The 18,308-nt window shown below is 61.0% G+C and carries 16 protein-coding genes; all 16 read right to left on the bottom strand.

From position 1 onward, the window contains the following. Window positions 1-6 precede the first annotated feature (6 nt). The 16 genes from proS to N2A41_RS07375 all read right to left on the bottom strand — a co-directional run bounded on the left by proS (window position 7) and on the right by N2A41_RS07375 (window position 18,304). On the bottom strand, window positions 7-1,329 hold the full coding sequence (gene proS, locus N2A41_RS07450; RefSeq protein WP_260110630.1) for a proline--tRNA ligase: 1,323 nt from the start codon (window positions 1,327-1,329) through the stop codon (window positions 7-9). 590 nt (window positions 1,330-1,919) lie between these two features. Then, window positions 1,920-2,195, bottom strand: coding sequence for a DUF1467 family protein (locus N2A41_RS07445; RefSeq protein WP_017963864.1), 276 nt, complete (start codon window positions 2,193-2,195; stop codon window positions 1,920-1,922). A 135-nt stretch (window positions 2,196-2,330) separates the two neighbouring features. Next, entirely contained in the window at window positions 2,331-2,735 is a 405-nt protein-coding gene (mce, locus tag N2A41_RS07440) for a methylmalonyl-CoA epimerase (RefSeq protein ID WP_170278529.1), read from the bottom strand. Between the two features lie 2 nt (window positions 2,736-2,737). Then, window positions 2,738-4,408 (bottom strand): ribonuclease J, encoded by a 1,671-nt coding sequence (locus N2A41_RS07435; RefSeq protein ID WP_260110629.1) that lies wholly within the window; start codon window positions 4,406-4,408, stop codon window positions 2,738-2,740. Between the two features lie 17 nt (window positions 4,409-4,425). Continuing rightward, a complete protein-coding gene (locus N2A41_RS07430) occupies window positions 4,426-5,190 on the bottom strand; it encodes a biotin--[acetyl-CoA-carboxylase] ligase (protein ID WP_260110628.1) in 765 nt (254 codons plus the stop codon). Continuing rightward, window positions 5,190-6,635 carry an NADH-quinone oxidoreductase subunit NuoN gene (gene nuoN / locus N2A41_RS07425; RefSeq protein WP_260110627.1) on the bottom strand — a complete coding sequence of 482 codons (1,446 nt, stop codon included), beginning with the start codon at window positions 6,633-6,635 and terminating at the stop codon, window positions 5,190-5,192. The genes N2A41_RS07430 and nuoN overlap by 1 nt, the downstream gene beginning before the upstream one ends. An 18-nt stretch (window positions 6,636-6,653) precedes the next feature. Beyond that, window positions 6,654-8,165, bottom strand: a complete 1,512-nt coding sequence (locus N2A41_RS07420) for an NADH-quinone oxidoreductase subunit M (protein ID WP_260110626.1) — start codon at window positions 8,163-8,165, stop codon at window positions 6,654-6,656. Then, on the bottom strand, window positions 8,165-10,165 hold the full coding sequence (gene nuoL, locus N2A41_RS07415) for an NADH-quinone oxidoreductase subunit L (protein WP_260110625.1): 2,001 nt from the start codon (window positions 10,163-10,165) through the stop codon (window positions 8,165-8,167). Before nuoL ends, N2A41_RS07420 begins: the two co-directional genes overlap by 1 nt. A 7-nt stretch (window positions 10,166-10,172) precedes the next feature. After that, complete coding sequence (nuoK, locus tag N2A41_RS07410) at window positions 10,173-10,481, bottom strand: NADH-quinone oxidoreductase subunit NuoK (protein WP_027685143.1); 309 nt, start codon at window positions 10,479-10,481, stop codon at window positions 10,173-10,175. Window positions 10,482-10,504: 23 nt separating this feature from the next. After that, a complete protein-coding gene (locus N2A41_RS07405) occupies window positions 10,505-11,119 on the bottom strand; it encodes an NADH-quinone oxidoreductase subunit J (RefSeq protein WP_017963856.1) in 615 nt (204 codons plus the stop codon). Window positions 11,120-11,263: 144 nt separating this feature from the next. After that, window positions 11,264-11,755, bottom strand: a complete 492-nt coding sequence (gene nuoI, locus N2A41_RS07400) for an NADH-quinone oxidoreductase subunit NuoI (RefSeq protein ID WP_017963855.1) — start codon at window positions 11,753-11,755, stop codon at window positions 11,264-11,266. A gap of 40 nt (window positions 11,756-11,795) precedes the next feature. Next, window positions 11,796-12,839 carry an NADH-quinone oxidoreductase subunit NuoH gene (gene nuoH / locus N2A41_RS07395; protein ID WP_260110624.1) on the bottom strand — a complete coding sequence of 348 codons (1,044 nt, stop codon included), beginning with the start codon at window positions 12,837-12,839 and terminating at the stop codon, window positions 11,796-11,798. Window positions 12,840-12,851: 12 nt separating this feature from the next. Next, window positions 12,852-14,933 (bottom strand): NADH-quinone oxidoreductase subunit NuoG, encoded by a 2,082-nt coding sequence (nuoG, locus tag N2A41_RS07390; protein ID WP_260110623.1) that lies wholly within the window; start codon window positions 14,931-14,933, stop codon window positions 12,852-12,854. 218 nt (window positions 14,934-15,151) lie between these two features. Further along, complete coding sequence (locus tag N2A41_RS07385; RefSeq protein ID WP_260110622.1) at window positions 15,152-15,820, bottom strand: 5' DNA nuclease; 669 nt, start codon at window positions 15,818-15,820, stop codon at window positions 15,152-15,154. 2 nt (window positions 15,821-15,822) lie between these two features. Then, window positions 15,823-17,127, bottom strand: coding sequence for an NADH-quinone oxidoreductase subunit NuoF (gene nuoF, locus N2A41_RS07380; RefSeq protein ID WP_003558451.1), 1,305 nt, complete (start codon window positions 17,125-17,127; stop codon window positions 15,823-15,825). Between the two features lie 10 nt (window positions 17,128-17,137). Continuing rightward, window positions 17,138-18,304, bottom strand: coding sequence for an NADH-quinone oxidoreductase subunit E (locus tag N2A41_RS07375; protein WP_260110621.1), 1,167 nt, complete (start codon window positions 18,302-18,304; stop codon window positions 17,138-17,140). Window positions 18,305-18,308 lie beyond the last annotated feature (4 nt).

Here is an 18,308-nt window from a genome sequence, read left to right as displayed (position 1 = left end):
GTTTCCTTAAGCCACGAACCGATTGATCGCCGCTTCGATGGTCATCGTTTCGCGGGCGCCGGTCTTGCGGTCCTTCACTTCCACTTCGCCGTTTGCGACCGCGCGCGGGCCGGCGATGATCTGGACGGGTATACCGATCAGGTCGGCGGTCGCGAATTTCGTGCCGGCCCGATCGTCGGTATCGTCATAGAGCACATCCTTGCCGGCCTTGCTCAGCGCGGCATAGATCAGCTCGCAGGTATCGTCACAGGCCTGATCGCCCGCCTTCATGTTGATCACAACGATATCGAAGGGCGCGACGGATGCCGGCCAGATGATTCCGTTATCATCATGCGATGCTTCGATGATGGCGGGAACAAGGCGTGTCGGGCCGATACCGTAGGAACCCATATGAACGAAGTGTTCCTTGCCGTCAGGTCCCTGCACTTTCGCGCCCATCGGCTCGGAATATTTCGTGCCGAAATAGAAGATGTGGCCGACCTCGATGCCGCGTGCCGACAGGCGGTTGCCTTCGGGAACGGCGTTGAAGACCGCCTCGTCGTGCATTTCCGAGGTCGCGGCATAGAGCGAGGTCCATTTGTCGAAGATCGCCTGCAGGCCCTCGACGCTATCGAAATCGGTGTGTGCACCGGGAATATCGAAATCGACGAAATCCTTGTGGCAGAAGACTTCGGATTCGCCGGTGTCGGCGAGGATGATGAATTCATGGCTGAGCTTGCCGCCGATCGGGCCGGTATCGGCGCGCATCGGGATAGCGCGCAGGCCGAGCCGGTCGAAGGTTCTGAGATAGGCGGCGAACATCTTGTTATAGGAATGCTCCGCCGCTTCGCGCGTCAGATCGAAGGAATAGGCATCCTTCATCATGAATTCACGCGATCGCATGGTACCGAAGCGCGGACGGATCTCGTCACGGAACTTCAGCTGAATATGATAGAGATTAAGCGGCAGGTCCTTGTAGGACTTGACGGAGGAGCGGAAAATATCCGTCACCATCTCTTCGTTGGTTGGGCCGTAGAGCATCGGCCGATCCTGACGGTCCTTGATGCGCAGCATCTCCTTGCCGTAGGCGTCGTAGCGGCCGCTTTCCTGCCAGAGTTCGGCCGATTGCAGTGTCGGCATCGACAGCTCAATGGCGCCGGCGCGGTTCTGCTCGTCGCGGATAATGGCGTTGACCTTGTCGAGCACGCGCTTGCCCAGCGGCAGCCATGAATAAATGCCCTGCGATTGCTGGCGGATCATGCCGGCACGCAGCATCAGCCGGTGGGAGACGATTTCCGCCTCCTTGGGGTTTTCCTTAAGGATGGGCATGAAATAACGGGACAGACGCATGGCGGATTCCGGAGCAGTTGAGATCCCGCAGCAGGCGGAATCGAAAGACCATTGTTAATGTCGGGAGCGTTCATAGCCGCTTCGCGGCAGGAAGGAAACCCGCAACGGATGGCGGCAACCTCCCGGAAGCGCATGTTCGCACCCGCAAAATAAAAGGGCATGAAAAAGCGCGTGTTTATAAGGACTTGAACGAAAATCTTGTCAACAGAAAAATTTTACTAGAGTGTAGCAAAAATGCAAAAAAAGCTGATGACAAAGCCCAATGTTTGAGCTAGTTTTAGCTCACAAAACAGGCAGGAAGTTAAATTCTTGTCGAATTCGCGGTCAAGTCTTGGGAGGATCAGATCTTAGGCGCGCTCGTCGCAGCCCCGGCAACGGTTACAGATCACGCGATACTTAAAACAAGGCTTTTAGCCTTGTTTTTTTTTGGCTTTTCGTCATCCATCCCATCCAAAAACCCGACCGACTTCCGTAAGGGAATAGCCGTCATTCCGTTAGGCGAGCTCTTTGCCGCAACAGCGTGACGCTGGTATGACGAAACTCGCCTTCAATAGGTTGCATCTGCTCAAAGTTTGAGCAAAAGCTACGATTCAATAGAAGCTAGGACCGAGCTGCGGCAGGGCGTCGAAGCCCCAGCCGAAATAGGTGTCGCAGACGTACCAGAGGCCATAGACCAAGGCCGAAATCAGCGTCGTCAGCGAAAACACGAAAGCGGCGCGAAACCGGGTGGGCGCGCTCGGGACGGTGCCGAGCACGACATTATCATCTTCCGCCTGGGTGCGCAGGCCGATTGGCAGGACGGCAAAAAGCGTCATCCACCAGATGACGAAGTAGACGGCAAATCCCTGAAGAAAGATCTGGAGCATTATGGTTCCCGTTGATGCCGCGCTGATATCGCGTCGTTATACGGCGGAATCGCGACCAACTCAAAGCGAACGAAAGGTTTAGCCGTCTTCGGGTCACTCTGCCGCAGCAGGGCTATCATTCTGCCGTTGCAGGGCTCAGGCCTGTTCGAGTTCGATCAGCGTGCCGAAGAAATCCTTGGGGTGCAGAAAGAGCACCGGCTTGCCGTGCGCGCCGGTCTTCGGCCGGCCGTCGCCGAGCACCCTTGCGCCCGCATCGACCAGTCGGTCACGGGCGAGAAGGATATCGTCCACCTCGTAGCAGATGTGGTGCATGCCGCCGGACGGGTTCTTTTCGAGGAAGGCGGCGATCGGCGAGGTAGCCCCGAGCGGCTGCAGCAACTCGACCTTGGTGTTCGGCAATTCGACGAAGACGACGGTGACGCCATGCTCCGGCAGAGCCTGCGGCTGCGATACGGCAGCACCCAGCGTATCGCGATAGGCCGCCGTCGCCGCGGCCAGATCGGGCACGGCGATGGCGATATGGTTGACCCGGCCGAGCATGGTCAGACCTTGGTGACGAAGGCGGTGACAAGGGGTTTCTTGCCCCAGGTGTTGTTCGCGGCCGAGCGGATGGCGCGGCGCACGGCCTCCTGCAGCATGTCGATATCCTTGCGGCGGGCGCGCGGAATGCTCTCGATGGCGCTGACCGCCGCGTCGAAGAGCATATCCTCCATATCCTCTCCCTCATCATCGTAGGTCGGCAGGCCGATCGAAATGAGGTCGGGTTCGCCGACGATGTCATAGCGGGCGTCGAGCACGACGTTAACAGCGACATGGCCGACATAGGAGAGCTTCTTGCGCTCGCCGATCCCCATCTCGTCGAAATCACCGATCAGCGTGCCGTCCTTGTAGATGCGACCATGCGGCGCCTCGCCGATCACCTCGACCGGACCGGGCGCCAGCCGCAGGATGTCGCCGTTGCGCACCCGCGGCACCAGCGCGATGCCGGATTGCTCGGCAAGCTCCTTGTGGGCCGTCAGATGTATCGCCTCGCCATGCACCGGCACGACGATCTTCGGCCGCGTCCATTCATACATCCGCTGCAGCTCGTTGCGCCGCGGATGGCCGGAAACGTGGACCAGCGCCTCGGTATCCGTGATGATGTGCACGCCTTGCTCGACGAGGCCGTTCTTGATGTCCTGGATCGCCTTCTCGTTGCCGGGAATGGCGCGCGAGGAAAAGACGACGATATCGCCCGCCGCAAAGGCCACATTACGCATTTCGTCGCGGGAGAGCTTGGCAAGAGCTGCCCGCGCCTCGCCCTGGCTGCCGGTGAGAATGACGACGACCTTGTCACGCGGGATATAGCCGTATTCCTCCTCGGAGATGAAGGGCTTCACCCCTTCCATCAGGCCGACATCCTGGGCGACGTCGACGACGCGCTTCAGCGAACTGCCGAGCAGCAGCACTTCGCGGCCTGCCGCCTCGGCAGCCTCGGCTACGGTGCGGATACGCCCGACATTCGACGAGAAGGTGGTGATCGCCACCCTGCCCTCGGCATCCTCGATGATCTTGCGCAGGCTTTCGGACACATCCTTTTCGGAGGGCGAGACGCCGTCGCGCAGCGCATTGGTGGAATCGCACATCAGCGCCAGAACGCCCTCGTCGCCGAGCTGGCGGAAACGTGTCTCGTCGGTCAGGGGTCCAAGCGAAGGCTCGTGGTCGATCTTCCAGTCACCGGTATGGATGACATTGCCGACCGGCGTGCGGATCATCAGCGACATCGGCTCGGGGATCGAATGGTTGACGGCGACGCCTTCGATGCTGAAGGGGCCGACATTGATCGTATCGCCGGCTTTGAACGGCGTCACCGGCACTTCGCCGATCTTGGCCTTCTCGAAATTGCGCTTGGCTTCGAGCAGACCTGATGTAAAACCAGAGGCATAGACCGGCACGTTGAGGCCGGGCCAAAGGTCGGCGAGCGCACCATAATGGTCTTCATGCGCATGGGTGATGATGATCGCCTTGAGGTTCTTTCGCTCGCTGGCGAGGAAGCGGATATCGGGCAATACGAGGTCGACGCCCGGCAGGTCCGGCCCCGGAAAAGTGACGCCGCAATCGACCATGATCCACTGGCGATGCTCGGGCGGGCCGTAGCCATAGAGAGCGAGATTCATGCCAATCTCACCGACACCGCCCAGAGGCAGGAATACCAGTTCGTCCTGTTTCGCCATAATTTTTGTTTTTTCCGCTATCCAAAAAACACATCACCGGCAGCAATGGGCATTATCCTGCCAGTGCCGGTATCGAGCATCAACAAGCCATTATCATCAATTCCGGCGAATTGTCCGGAAATCGATCGGTCCGGCAAATTCACCGTAATCTTTTCGCCGATGCCGCAGGCGATCGCGCGCCAGAGCGCCGTGATCTCGCCGATGCCGCGGCCCTGGTCCCATATTTCAAGCACTTCCGCCGTGGCGGCGAAGAGATGCGCGAAGAGCTCCTCCGGCGAAGCCGCACTTCCCTGCTGGCGCAGGCAGGTGGCGGGGTAGAGCGGATTGTCCGGCATCACAGAGATATTGATGCCGATGCCGACGATCAGCGCGTAACGTCCGTCCGGCAGCCCCTCGCCTTCGACGAGAATGCCGCAGGTCTTCTTTCGGCCGATGAGAATATCGTTCGGCCATTTGACCTCGAGCGGTTCGGCACCGAGCGGCAGCACCCTGCGGATCGCCTGGTGCACGGCAACGGCGATCGCCAACGGCAGGGAGCCAAGGCGCTCCATCGGGGCGGGGTCGATCAGAAGAAGGGAAGCGTAGAGATTGCCGCGCTCGGAAACCCAGAGCCTGCCGCGGCGGCCGCGGCCGCCCGTCTGCCTCTCAGCGGTCACCCAGAGATTGCCGCCATCGCCCGCCCGAGCCCGGGCGAGGCATTCGCTGTTGGTAGACGATGTTTCCGACAGAGCCTCGTGCCTGAAATCGCCGAGCGATATCCGGCGCCGTCCGTCGGCAGCCATCAAAAGAGCGTCGCGGCGGCAAGCTCTGCCGCGCCGCCGATCGGGCCGCCGATGAGGACATAGGCGGTGACGAAGAGACCGGAGAGGCCGAAGACCAAACGCAGCGCTCCGGAGACACGGGCGAATTCGCCGGTGGCCTCATCGAACCACATCAGCTTGATGACACGCAGATAATAGTAAGCGCCAACGACCGAGGCGAGAACGCCAATGATGGCGAGCGCATAGAGCTTGGCTTCAATGGCGGCGACGAAGACGAAGTACTTCGCGAAGAAGCCGGCGAGCGGCGGGATGCCGGCAAGCGAGAACATCAGCGCCGTCAGCACCACGGCCATAAACGGGTTCGTTGTGGAGAGGCCGGCGAGATCATCGACATTTTCGACGATGGTGCCGTCCTTGCGGCGCATCGACATGATGATCGCAAAGCTGCCGAGCGTCATGACCATATAGATGACCATATAAAGCATCACGCCGGTGACGCCGGTCTGGTTGCCGGCGGCGAGGCCGACCAGGGCATAACCCATGTGGCCGATCGAGGAATAGGCCATCAGTCGCTTGATGTTCTTCTGGCCGATCGCGGCAAACGAGCCGAGCAGCATTGAGGCGATCGAGATGAAGACGACGACCTGCTGCCAGTCCGCCAGAACCGGCTGGAAGGCGGTGATGACGATGCGGGTCATCATCGCCATGGCGGCGACCTTGGGTGCGGCGGCCAGGAAGGCGGTGACCGGTGTCGGTGCGCCTTCATAAACATCCGGCGTCCACATATGGAAGGGAACGGCGGAGATCTTGAAGGCGATGCCGGCGAGGATGAAGACCAGGCCGAAGATCAGGCCGAGCGAACGCGCGCCCTCGACGGACAGCGCCTGGGCGATCTCGGAGAAGTGGGTATGGCCGGTGAAGCCGTAGACCAGCGACATGCCGTAGAGCAGCATGCCGGAGGAAAGCGCGCCGAGGACGAAATATTTCAGGCCGGCTTCGGTCGACTTCAGGCTGTCACGGTTGATCGCTGCGACGACATAGAGCGCCAGCGACTGCAGTTCCAGCGCGAGATAGAGCGAGATCAGGTCGTTGGCCGAGATCATCAGCAGGATGCCAAGGGTCGCAAGCACCAGGAGAACCGGGAACTCGAACTTGTCGAGCTGATTTTCACGGGCGTGGCCGATCGACATGAATATGGCGACCAGCGAACCGATCAACGCCACCAGCTTCATGAAGCGCGAGAAGCCGTCGGCCATGTAGACGCCGCCATAGGCAAGGCCTTCTGCCGGCACGAAGAGCAGCCACAGGCCGGATGCCAGGAGCAGGACGATCGCCAAGCCGGTGACGACAAGGCCCGACCGCTCGCCGGAGAAGACGCCGACCATCAACAGGACAAGGGCGCCGACCGCGAGGATGAGCTCCGGCGCGGAAAGATGCAGACTGAGGAGAATTGTTTCAGCGGTCATGTCCAATAAGTCCCGTCATCATTTCATAGACAGCGCAACATTCTGCGCTGCGTGCACGGCGGCCGTGTAATTGTTGACCAGCAGATCCACCGAGGCGGCCGTCGCATCGAAGACCGGAGCCGGATAAACGCCGAAGAAGATGGTCAGCGCGACCAGTGGGTAGAGGATCAGCTGTTCGCGCCTGGAAAGGTCGAGCAGCGCCTTCAGCTTTTCCTTCTCCAGCGCGCCGAAGATCACCCGGCGATAAAGCCAGAGCGCGTAGGCGGCTGAGAGGATGACGCCGGTGGCGGCAAAGAGCGCTACCCAGGTGTTGACGCGGAAGACGCCGATCAGCGTCAGGAATTCGCCGATGAACCCCGACGTGCCGGGAAGCCCGACATTGGCCATGGTGAAGACCATCATCGCCACGGCATATTTCGGCATATTGTTGACGAGGCCGCCATAGGCGTTGATCTCGCGGGTGTGGGTACGGTCGTAGACCACGCCGACGCAGAGGAAGAGCGCGCCGGAGACGATGCCGTGCGACAGCATCTGGAAGATCGACCCCTGAACACCCTGCATGTTGGCGGCAAAGATGCCCATGGTGACGTAGCCCATGTGGGCCACGGAGGAATAGGCGATCAGCTTTTTGATATCGTCCTGCATCATCGCCACCAGGGAGGTGTAGATGATGGCGATGACGGACATGGCGAAGACGAGCGGCGCGAAATAATCGGACGCGACCGGGAACATGCCGAGCGAGAAGCGGATGAGACCGTAGCCGCCGAGCTTCAGCAGCACGCCGGCCAGGATCACCGAGCCTGCCGTCGGCGCCTGAACGTGGGCATCAGGAAGCCAGGTATGGACCGGCCACATCGGCATCTTCACCGCAAAGGAGGCGAAGAAGGCAAGCCATAACCAGGTCTGCAGCGCCGGTGGGAACTTGTGGTCGAGCAGCGCGGCGATATCGGTCGTGCCAGCCTGCCAGTACATCGCCATGATGGCGAGCAGCATCAGCACCGAGCCGAGCAGCGTATAGAGAAAGAACTTGTAGCTCGCATAGACGCGGTCCTTGCCGCCCCAGACGCCGATGATCAGGAACATCGGAATGAGGCCCGCCTCGAAGAAGACGTAGAACAGCACGATATCGAGCGAGACGAAGACGCCGACCATCATCGTTTCGAGGATGAGGAAGGCGATCATGTATTCCTTCAGGCGCTTCTCGATCGAGAGCCAGCTCGCCAGCACGCAGAAGGGCATGAGGAAGGTCGAGAGGATGACGAACAGCATCGAGATGCCGTCGACGCCGAGGTGGTAGCCGATGCCGGTGCCGAGCCAGTCATGCTTCTCGAGCATCTGGAAGCCTGGATTGGCATTGTCGAACCTGGTCCAGACGAAGAGCGAAACGACGAAGGTGAAGACGGTGGTGATCAGCGAGATCCACAGCACGTTCTTGCGACCGCTTTCGCTCTCGCCGTTCATCAATAGCAGGAGCACCACGCCGACCAGCGGCAGGAAGGTGACCGTTGAAAGAATAGGCCAATCGGTCATCAGAAGGAACTCCCGAGCATCATCCAGGTAACGAGCGCCGCAATGCCGATCAGCATGGCGAAGGCGTAGTGATAGAGGTAACCGGTCTGCAGGCGAACCACGCGATCGGTGACGGCGACAACGCGAGCGGCGACGCCGTTCGGGCCGTAGGTGTCGATGACGCCGACATCCCCCTTCTTCCACAGGAAGCGACCGAGCGCCTTGGCGGAGCGGACGAAGAGGAAATCATAGAGTTCGTCGAAATACCACTTGTTCAACAGGAACTGGTAGAGCACGCGGTGCTGCTGCGCGAGGATGCGCGGCGTCTGCGGCGAGCGGATATACATGTACCAGGCGGTGACGAAGCCGAGAACCATGGCGATGAAGGGGCTCAAGCCGACGAGCGCCGGAACATGGTGGAACTCTTCGACGAGTTCGTTCTCTGCGCCTGTGAAGAGCGCCCCCTTCCAGAACTCGGCATATTCCTCGCCGTAGAACCGGCCTTCGAAGATCACGCCGGCAACTACCGCGCCGATCGCCAGAAGATAGAGCGGCACCAGCATGACCTGCGGCGACTCGTGGACGTGGTGCATCACCTCGTGCGAGGCGCGCGGCTTGCCGAAGAAGGTCATGAAAATCAGGCGCCAGGAATAGAAGCTCGTAAAGAGAGCCGCGATGACCAGCAACGCGAAGGCGAAGCCCGCGACCGGCGAATGCGATGCATAGGTCGCCTCGATGATCACGTCCTTGGAGAAGAATCCGGCAAAACCGATCGGCGTGAAGGGAATGCCAAAACCGGTGATTGCCAGCGTGCCGATGATCATCAGCACGGCGGTAACTTTAATATGCGGCCACAGGCCGCCCATGTAGCGCATGTCTTGCTCGCCATCGACGGCATGGATAACCGAACCGGCGCAGAGGAAGAGTAGCGCCTTGAAGAAGGCGTGCGTGAAGAGATGGAAGATCGCTGCGCCATAGGCTCCGGCTCCCAGTGCCACGAACATATAGCCGAGCTGCGAGCAGGTGGAATAGGCGATGACACGCTTGATGTCGTTCTGCACGAGAGCGACGGTTGCCGCAAAGAAGGCGGTGATGGCGCCGATGACGGTGACGACAACCAGCGCATCCGGCGACAGTTCGAAAAGCGGCGACATGCGGGCGACGAGAAAGACGCCGGCGGTGACCATGGTGGCGGCATGGATAAGGGCCGAGACCGGAGTCGGGCCTTCCATGGCGTCCGGCAGCCACGTGTGCAGCAGGAACTGCGCCGACTTGCCCATCGCGCCCATGAAGAGCAGCAGGCAGATACCGGTCAGTGCATGCGCCTTGTCGAGTTGCATGCCGAAGAGATTGAGGATCACCTCGCCCGCTTCGCCGCCGCCCTCATGCGGGGCGAAGTTCGAGGCATTGGCAAAGATCGTGTCGAGGTTGATCGAGCCGAACAGCGCGAAGACGCCGGCAATGCCGAGCACGAAGCCGAAGTCGCCGACGCGGTTGACGATGAAGGCCTTCATCGCCGCAGCCGTCGCCGACGGCTTCTTGAACCAGAAGCCGATCAGCAGATAGGAGGCGAGACCGACGCCTTCCCAGCCGCAGAACATCTGGGCAAGGTTATCAGCAGTCACCAGCATCAGCATGGCGAAGGTGAAGAGCGAGAGATAGGCGAAGAAGCGCGGGCGATGCGGATCGGTATGCATGTAGCCGATCGAATAGACATGCACCAAAGTCGAGACCGTGTTGACGACGATCAACATCACCGACGTCAGCGTATCAACACGCAGCGACCAGGAAACGTCGATGCCGCCGGACTGGATCCAGCGCAGCACCTCGACCTTGATCGGGCCGCCTTCGGCATGACCCATGCCGACGGTGAAGAAGACGACCCAGGACAAGATGGCGGCGATGATCATAAGGCCGCTGGTGACATATTCCGAAGCCTTGGCGCCAATCGCGCGGCCGAACAGGCCGGCGACGATCGCACCGATCAAGGGAAGAAAGACGATAGCCTTATAGAGGAACATGAGCCACTCAGCCCTTCATCATATTGACGTCTTCGACCGCGATCGAGCCGCGGTTGCGGTAGAAGACAACGAGAATTGCAAGACCGATCGCCGCTTCGGCAGCCGCCACTGTCAGGATGAACAGCGCGAAGACCTGGCCGACGATGTCGTTCAGGAAGTGGGAGAAGGCGACCATGTTGATGTTGACGGCAAGCAGGATCAGTTCGATCGACATCAGGATGACGATAACGTTCTTCCGGTTCAGGAAGATGCCGAAGACGCCGAGCGTGAAGAGGATGGCGCTGACCGTCAGGTAGTGGGAAAGTCCGATGACCATGTTCTTTGTTCCTTGACCTGCCTTTAGACGCCCTGCCCGGGCTTGACCGAAACCACCTCGACGGCGGTGGCGGGCGTGCGGGCAACTTGCCTCGGAATATTCTGCCGCTTGATGTTGGTGCGGTGTCTCAACGTCAGCACGATCGCGCCGATCATCGCGACCAGGAGCACCAGACCGGCGATCTGGAAGAAATAGATGTAGTTGGTGTAGAGCACGTCACCGAGGGCGGCGGTATTGGTGCGCTCGCTCAACGCCGGAATCGGCATGGCGACTGATTTGGCGATTTCAGGCGAGATGACGCTGCCGCCGATGACGACGATCAGTTCGGCCGCCAGGATCACCCCAATCAGCCCGCCGATCGGCGCATATTCGAGAACGCCGGCCCTCAGTTCGGTGAAGTCGATATCCAGCATCATCACCACGAAGAGGAAGAGAACGGCGACGGCGCCGACATAGACGACGAGCAGGATCATCGCCAGGAATTCGGCACCGGCCAGCAGGAAGAGGCCGGCCGCGTTGAAGAACACCAGGATCAGGAAGAGAACCGAGTGAACCGGGTTCTTCGCCCAGATGACCATGAACGCCGACGCCACCGCGACAAAGGCGAAAAGATAGAAAAATAGAGCCTGCAGACCCATGTTGGTGCCTTTTTCATCTTCCCCCGGGCAGCCGGGAGTTTCCCTGCCCGATGGAGCTTTCGCTGGTGCTAACCGGCAAAGCTCCTGTGCATGTTGACCACGACAGGAGCACTTAAGCTCCATCGCGGCATTTCAAAATCTCAATCAGCGATACGGCGAGTCGATCGCGATGTTGCGGGCGATTTCGCGCTCCCACCGGTCTCCGTTGTCCAGAAGCCGCGCCTTGTCGAAATAGAGCTCTTCGCGGGTTTCCGTCGCAAATTCGAAATTCGGGCCTTCGACAATCGCATCGACCGGGCAGGCTTCCTGGCAGAAGCCGCAATAGATGCACTTCACCATGTCGATGTCATAACGGACCGTGCGGCGCGTACCGTCATTGCGGCGCGGCCCCGCCTCGATGGTGATTGCCTGGGCAGGACAGATCGCCTCGCAAAGCTTGCAGGCGATGCAGCGTTCCTCGCCGTTCGGATAACGGCGCAGCGCATGCTCGCCGCGGAAACGCGGGGAAACTGGACCCTTTTCGAAGGGATAGTTGATCGTCGCCTTCTGGCGGAAGAAATAGCGCATCGACAGAAAGAACGCGCCGACGAATTCCTTGAGAAACAGCGAGCTGATGGAGCCGGACATGCTTGCCATCTTCAACCTCCAATTTTGCCGGAAACGAGAGCGGGCACCATCATGCCCAACCCATCAGTTTCAGCACGAATGCAACGATGACGACCATGCCGAGCGACAGCGGCAGGAAGACCTTCCAGCCGAGGCGCATGAGCTGGTCGTAGCGGTAGCGTGGAACGAAGGCCTTGACCATCGCGAACATGAAGAACACCAGGCAAGCCTTCAGCGTGAACCAGATGATGCCTGGGACCCAGTTGAGGATCCAGATATCAACCGGGGGCAGCCAGCCGCCGAGGAAGAGGATCGTCGTCAGCGCACACATCAGGCAGACGGCCGCATATTCGCCGAGCATGAACATCATGTATGGCGACGAGCCGTATTCGACCATGAAGCCGGCGACGAGTTCCGATTCGGCTTCCGGAAGGTCGAAGGGCGGGCGGTTTGTCTCGGCAAGTGCCGAGATGAAGAAGATGATGAACATCGGGAAGAGCGACAGCCAGTGCCAGTCGAGGAACGACGCCGGCAGGCCGAGCATGGTGCCGAGGCCGGTATGCTGCGCATTGACGATATCGGTCAGGTTCAGCGAGCCGACGCAGAGAAGCACGGTGACGATGACGAAGCCGATCGAGACTTCATAGGACACCATCTGTGCCGCCGAGCGCAGCGCGCCGAGGAACGGATACTTCGAGTTCGAAGCCCAGCCGCCCATGATGATGCCGTAAACCTCAAGCGAAGAGATCGCGAAAATATAGAGGATGCCGACATTGATGTTGGCGATTACCCATCCATCGGCCAGCGGCACCACCGCCCAGGTGGACAGTGCCAGAAGCACCGTCACCAGCGGAGCAAGCAGGAAGACCGCCTTGTTGGCGCCGGCCGGAATGATCGGCTCCTTGAAGACGAACTTCAAAAGGTCGGCGAAGGACTGGAACAGGCCGAAGGGACCGACGACGTTCGGGCCGCGGCGCAGCTGAACGGCCGCCCAGATCTTGCGGTCGGCGAGGAGCACATAGGCGATGAAGACGAGCAGGCAGACGAGAAGCAGCAGCGACTGGCCGACCATGATGATCGTCGGCAAGACATAGCTTGAAAAGAAAGAATCCATAGTCCCCTGCCCTTACTCTGCCGCGACTTTGAAGTTGTTGCGGGCCAATGCCGAGCACTCCGCCATGACAGCCGAGGCACGCGCTATCGGGTTCGTCAAATAGAAGTCTTTCACCGGCGACGCAAACCCGGATTTGTTCATCTTGCCGGCTTTTTTCGCAACTGCGGCAATTTGGGCGCTATTGGTTTCGGCGATCTCGTCGATGGCGGCGAAATGCGGGAAAGCGGTATAGAGCCGGACACGCAATTCGCTGAGCGAATCGAAGGGAAGCTTCTTGCCGAGCACATCGGAAAGGGCACGGATGATCGCCCAGTCCTCGCGGGCGTCACCCGGCGCAAAACCTGCGCGGTTGCCCATCTGGACGCGGCCTTCGGTATTGACCCAGGTGCCGGACTTTTCGGTATAGGCTGCCGCCGGCAGGATGACGTCGGCATGATGCGCGCCATTATCACCATGCGAGCCGATATAGATGGTGAGCTTGGCCTTCTTGGCGGTGAAGTCGAGCTCGTCGGCGCCGAGCAGGAAGAGCACGTCCATCGCCGTCAGCATCTCGGCGGCATCGACACCCTTGGCGCCCGGCACGAAGCCGAGATCGAGGCCGCCGACACGCGCGGCAGCAGTATGGAGGACGGCAAAGCCGTTCCAGCCTTCGACGACCGCGCCGACCGAGCCGGCGAGCTTGGCAGCACTGGCGAGAACGCCGGGGCCATCGGTGCGCGACAGCGCGCCCTGGCCGATGATGATCATCGGCTTGGCGGCGTTCTTCAGCACGTCCGCGAAGGCGTGGGTGCCGTCGACCAGATCCTTCAGCGTGTCGGGACCGCCGCCGAGGTAATCATAGCTGTAGCGCAGTTCAGCACGCTCGCCGATCACGCCGATCGGGAACTTGCCGCGGCGCCAGCGCTTGCGGATGCGGGCGTTGAGGATGGCCGCCTCGAAGCGCGGATTGGCGCCGATGATCAATAGCGCATCGGCCTGGTCGATGCCGGATATGGTCGGGTTGAAGAGATAGCTTGCACGGCCGAGCGAAGGATCGAGTGCCGCCCCATCCTGGCGACAGTCGAGATTGGCCGACCCCAGCGACTTCACCAGTTCGGAGAGCGCATACATTTCCTCGACGGAAGCGAGGTCGCCTGATATCGCGCCGATCTTGTCGCCCGAGGTTGCGCCGACGGCGGCCTTGATAGCGCCGAAGGCTTCGGCCCAAGTGGCGGGCTGCAGGCGGCCGTCGCGGCGAACATAGGGCCGGTCGAGGCGCTGGGTCTTCAGGCCGTCCCAGATGAAGCGGCTCTTGTCGGAAATCCACTCCTCATTGATCGCCTCATTGACGCGCGGCAGGATGCGCATGACTTCGCGGCCGCGGGTGTCGACGCGGATCGCCGAACCGACGGCATCCATGACGTCGATCGATTCGGTCTTGTTCAGCTCCCACGGGCGCGCGGTGAAGGCGAAAGGCTTCGAGGTAAGCGCACCGACCGGGCAAAGGTCGACGACATTGCCCTGCAGCTCGGAGGTCATCGCCTGTTCGAGATAGGTGGTGATCTCGGCATCCTCGCCGCGGCCGATCAGGCCGAGCTCGGAAATGCCGGCGACCTCGGTGGTGAAGCGGACGCAGCGCGTGCAGTGGATACAGCGGTTCATCACCGTCTTGACGAGCGGGCCGATATACTTGTCCTCGACGGCGCGCTTGTCTTCCTGGTAGCGCGAGGTGTCGATGCCGAAGGCCATCGCCTGGTCCTGCAGGTCGCATTCGCCGCCCTGGTCGCAGATCGGGCAATCCAGCGGATGGTTGATCAGCAGGAATTCCATCACACCTTCGCGGGCCTTCTTGACCATCGGGGTGTTGGTGAAGACCTCAGGCAGTTCGCCGTTCGGGCCGCCGCGGATATCGCGCACGCTCATGGCGCAGGAAGCCTGCGGCTTCGGCGGGCCGCCCTTCACCTCGACAAGGCACATGCGGCAGTTGCCGGCAACCGACAGGCGCTCATGGAAGCAGAAGCGCGGAACCTCAGCGCCGGCATCCTCGCACGCCTGCAGTAGCGTGTAATGATCCGGAACTTCGATCTCGTTGCCGTCAATCTTCAGTTTTGCCATCGTCGCTCAGTCCTGTTTCCCGTTTGCCTGATGACGGCAAACAAACCTATTTTTGCAGCACTCTCATTGCCAAGCCGGATCTTTCGTCCTGCCGGCAGCTGATGTCGCTCAAATTCTCTGTCGCGCGTTCCAGATCCGGAACCCGCACCGGCATCTTGAGGCCCCCGCCCGTCCGCCGACCTGCCCATCTTTCCGGCCGATCGACACGGCCGGACAGTTCATTTCTTCCTGCGGCCCCGTCCTGCCAGAACTTTTGCTTGACCGGTCCAGTCGTCACGGCCGATGCGGCCGTTGAAGCCGAGTTCGACGTCGAGCCGGGCGATTTCCTCGTCGGTCCAGGCGGCAATCTCGGCGAAGCTACGAATGCCCTTGGCCTTCAGCACCTGCTCCAGCTTCGGGCCGATGCCGGCGATCAGCTTGAGATCGTCTGCCTTTCCTGCCCGCGCAACCGGTTTTGCCTTCACTGCCGGCTTTGGCTGGCTGACGGATATCGGCGCGCTGATCGACCTGACAACAGTCAGTGTCGGCTTTGCCTTCTTCTCGGCCGGCGGCTTGGTGAAAGGCTTGACCTGCGAGCGAATATTCTCCGGCCGGATATCGACATCGGGCATCGGCTCGTCCGGCGGCGTGTCATCGAGGGCGGCCGCGACCTTGCCGGTGGTTTCCAGGGCGCTGTGCCAGGCCCCGAAGAAAGCGCCGGCCATCTGGGTCGAGATACCGAATCCGATCGCCGTTGCGGCGGCAAAGGCTGCCGCGGGCTGCGCCATCAGCGGATGCACCGGCATCGCCCGTGCATTTTCCAGCATCTCGGCGGCTAGACGGCCGAAACCGGCCGCGAAATCGGCGACTTCTTCCTTCTTCCCATCCTTGGATGCGTTGTCCGCCATGATTATTCAGCCGCCTCCAGAACCGCACCGTGATCAAGCGCGCTTGCCGTATACTGGTCGATACGCTTTTCGATCTCGGGACGGAAGTTACGGATCAGACCCTGCACCGGCCATGCGGCGGCATCGCCCAGCGCACAGATAGTGTGGCCTTCAATCTGCTTCGTCACCTGGAACAGCATGTCGATTTCGCGCTTCTGGGCATTGCCCTTGGCCATGCGCTCCATCACGCGCCACATCCAGCCGGTGCCTTCGCGGCAGGGCGTGCACTGGCCGCAGCTCTCATGCTTGAAGAAGGCGGAGATACGGGCGATCGCCTTGATGACGTCGGTGGACTTATCCATGACGATCGCGGCGGCCGTACCGAAGGAAGAGCCGACGCCGCGCAGGCCGTCGAAATCCATCGGGCAGTCGATGATGTCCTTGGCCGGAACGATCGGGCAGGATGCGCCGCCCGGAATGACGGCGAGCAGGTTGTCCCAGCCGCCGCGGATGCCGCCGGCATGGCGGTCGACCAGTTCGCGGAAGGTGATGCCCATTTCCTCTTCGACCGTGCACGGCTTGTTGACGTGGCCGGAGAGCATGAACAGCTTGGTGCCGACATTGTTCGGACGGCCGATGGCCGAGAACCAGCCGGCGCCGCGGCGCAGGATCGTCGGCGCGACAGCGATCGATTCGACATTGTTGACCGTCGTCGGGCAGCCGTAGAGGCCCATATTGGCCGGGAACGGCGGCTTCAGGCGCGGCTGGCCCTTCTTGCCTTCGAGGCTTTCGAGCAGCGCGGTTTCTTCGCCGCAGATATAGGCGCCGGCGCCGTGATGGACGAAGATATCCATGTCCCAGCCGAGCTTGTTGTTCTTGCCGAGCAGGCCATAATCATAGCATTCGTCGATCGCCGCCTGCAGCGCTTCACGCTCGCGGATATATTCGCCGCGCACATAGATATAGGCCGCATTGGCGCCCATCGCGAAGCTCGCAACGACGCAGCCTTCGATCAGCGTATGCGGATCGTGGCGCATGATGTCGCGGTCTTTGCAGGTGCCGGGCTCGGACTCGTCGGCGTTGACCACGAGGTAGTGCGGGCGGCCGTCGCTTTCCTTCGGCATGAAGGACCATTTGAGGCCTGTGGGGAAACCGGCGCCGCCACGACCGCGAAGGCCTGACGCCTTCATCTCGTTGATGATCCAGTCGCGGCCCTTTTCGAGGATCTGCTTGGTGCCGTCCCAATGGCCGCGGCTCATCGCGCCCTTCAGGGATTTGTCCTTGAGGCCGTAGATGTTGGTAAAGATGCGGTCTTTATCTTGTAACATGCTTCACCTCTTACCGCGGCTTCTTGCCGAAGACCTTGATATATTCCGCTTCCCCGCCCTTGGCGAGCGCCTTGGCCTGCTTGACCCAGTCGTCGCGCTCGATGCGGCCGCGGAAATTCAGATAGCCGTCGACCCATTCGCGTTCGGCCTTCTTCCAGCCTTCGACCTGCGCGAAGGTGAAGATGCCGATTTCGTTCAACGTCGCCTCGATCTTCGGGCCGACGCCCGAGATCATCTTCAAATCATCCGGTGCGGCGGGCTTTTCGATGCCGACCGGCCGATTCTTGTCGGTCAGAGCGGGCTTTGCCGCGGGGGCAGCTTCCGCTTTGACGGCAGCTTTCGGCGCCGGTTCGGCAGCCCCAGTGCCCGATATCGGCTGCTGCTCGGCTGCCTTTGAGTTTTTCGCAGCCGCCTTCGGCGCCGTTGCCGGCGTCTTCAGGGCGGCATTGGTTTCGGCATCGGTGCTTTTCGCGCGGCCGGCCTCGGAGGGCGGAACGGGAGCGCGGTCGACCGGAGCCGACACGGTTTCGACGTCGGCCTTCTTGGCGCGCGTCCTTGCCTTCGGCTCTTCGGTCGTCAGCGAGGTCAGGCCGCCTTCGGGCGCCGAAAACACCCGATCGATCTGGGTGCCGGGCTTGATGCTGGCGCCATTGCCGGCGGCAAAGATGTCGATGATCTCTTCGAGACGCTCGGGCGTCAGGTCTTCATAGGTGTCCTTGCCGATCATCACCATCGGCGCGTTGACGCAGGCCCCGAGACATTCGACCTCTTCCCAGGACAGCGTGCCTTCGGCATTGCGCTCGAAGGCATGGGCATGGATCTTGCTCTTGCAGACCGACATCAGCGCTTCGGAGCCGCGCAGCATGCAGGGCGTCGTGCCGCACACCTGGACATGGGCGCGCGTGCCGACCGGATGCAGCTGGAACTGCGTATAGAAGGTCGCGACCTCGAGCACTCTTATATAGGCCATGTCGAGCATGTCGGCGATCTTTTCGATCGCCGCGCGCGTGACCCAGCCGTCCTGCTCCTGCGCCCGCATCAACAGCGGGATGACCGCCGATTGCTGGCGGCCGGCGGGGTATTTCTGGATCGTCTTGTCCGCCCAGACCGCATTCTCATCGCTGAATGCGAATGCGGCAGGCTGGAATTGATCTTCGGCTAATCGACGAACGGACATTCTT

It is taken from the genome of Rhizobium sp. SRDI969, from assembly GCF_025152725.1.
In the GTDB taxonomy this organism is placed as follows: domain Bacteria; phylum Pseudomonadota; class Alphaproteobacteria; order Rhizobiales; family Rhizobiaceae; genus Rhizobium; species Rhizobium leguminosarum_I.
This window is presented reverse-complemented; position numbering and strand designations above follow the sequence as displayed.

Excerpts from the sequence above, each read along its gene's own strand:
- N2A41_RS07435 (WP_260110629.1), bottom strand. The coding sequence starts at position 4,408 with ATGGCGAAACAGGACGAACTGGTATTCCTGCCTCTGGGCGGTGTCGGT.
- nuoL (WP_260110625.1), bottom strand. The coding sequence starts at position 10,165 with ATGTTCCTCTATAAGGCTATCGTCTTTCTTCCCTTGATCGGTGCGATC.
- nuoN (WP_260110627.1), bottom strand. The coding sequence starts at position 6,635 with ATGACCGCTGAAACAATTCTCCTCAGTCTGCATCTTTCCGCGCCGGAG.
- nuoF (WP_003558451.1), bottom strand. The coding sequence starts at position 17,127 with ATGTTACAAGATAAAGACCGCATCTTTACCAACATCTACGGCCTCAAG.
- nuoI (WP_017963855.1), bottom strand. The coding sequence starts at position 11,755 with ATGGCAAGCATGTCCGGCTCCATCAGCTCGCTGTTTCTCAAGGAATTC.
- mce (WP_170278529.1), bottom strand. The coding sequence starts at position 2,735 with ATGCTCGGCCGGGTCAACCATATCGCCATCGCCGTGCCCGATCTGGCC.
- N2A41_RS07385 (WP_260110622.1), bottom strand. The coding sequence starts at position 15,820 with ATGGCGGACAACGCATCCAAGGATGGGAAGAAGGAAGAAGTCGCCGAT.
- N2A41_RS07445 (WP_017963864.1), bottom strand. The coding sequence starts at position 2,195 with ATGCTCCAGATCTTTCTTCAGGGATTTGCCGTCTACTTCGTCATCTGG.
- nuoK (WP_027685143.1), bottom strand. The coding sequence starts at position 10,481 with ATGGTCATCGGACTTTCCCACTACCTGACGGTCAGCGCCATCCTCTTC.
- N2A41_RS07430 (WP_260110628.1), bottom strand. The coding sequence starts at position 5,190 with ATGGCTGCCGACGGACGGCGCCGGATATCGCTCGGCGATTTCAGGCAC.
- N2A41_RS07405 (WP_017963856.1), bottom strand. The coding sequence starts at position 11,119 with ATGGGTCTGCAGGCTCTATTTTTCTATCTTTTCGCCTTTGTCGCGGTG.
- N2A41_RS07420 (WP_260110626.1), bottom strand. The coding sequence starts at position 8,165 with ATGACCGATTGGCCTATTCTTTCAACGGTCACCTTCCTGCCGCTGGTC.
- nuoG (WP_260110623.1), bottom strand. The coding sequence starts at position 14,933 with ATGGCAAAACTGAAGATTGACGGCAACGAGATCGAAGTTCCGGATCAT.
- proS (WP_260110630.1), bottom strand. The coding sequence starts at position 1,329 with ATGCGTCTGTCCCGTTATTTCATGCCCATCCTTAAGGAAAACCCCAAG.
- N2A41_RS07375 (WP_260110621.1), bottom strand. The coding sequence starts at position 18,304 with ATGTCCGTTCGTCGATTAGCCGAAGATCAATTCCAGCCTGCCGCATTC.
- nuoH (WP_260110624.1), bottom strand. The coding sequence starts at position 12,839 with ATGGATTCTTTCTTTTCAAGCTATGTCTTGCCGACGATCATCATGGTC.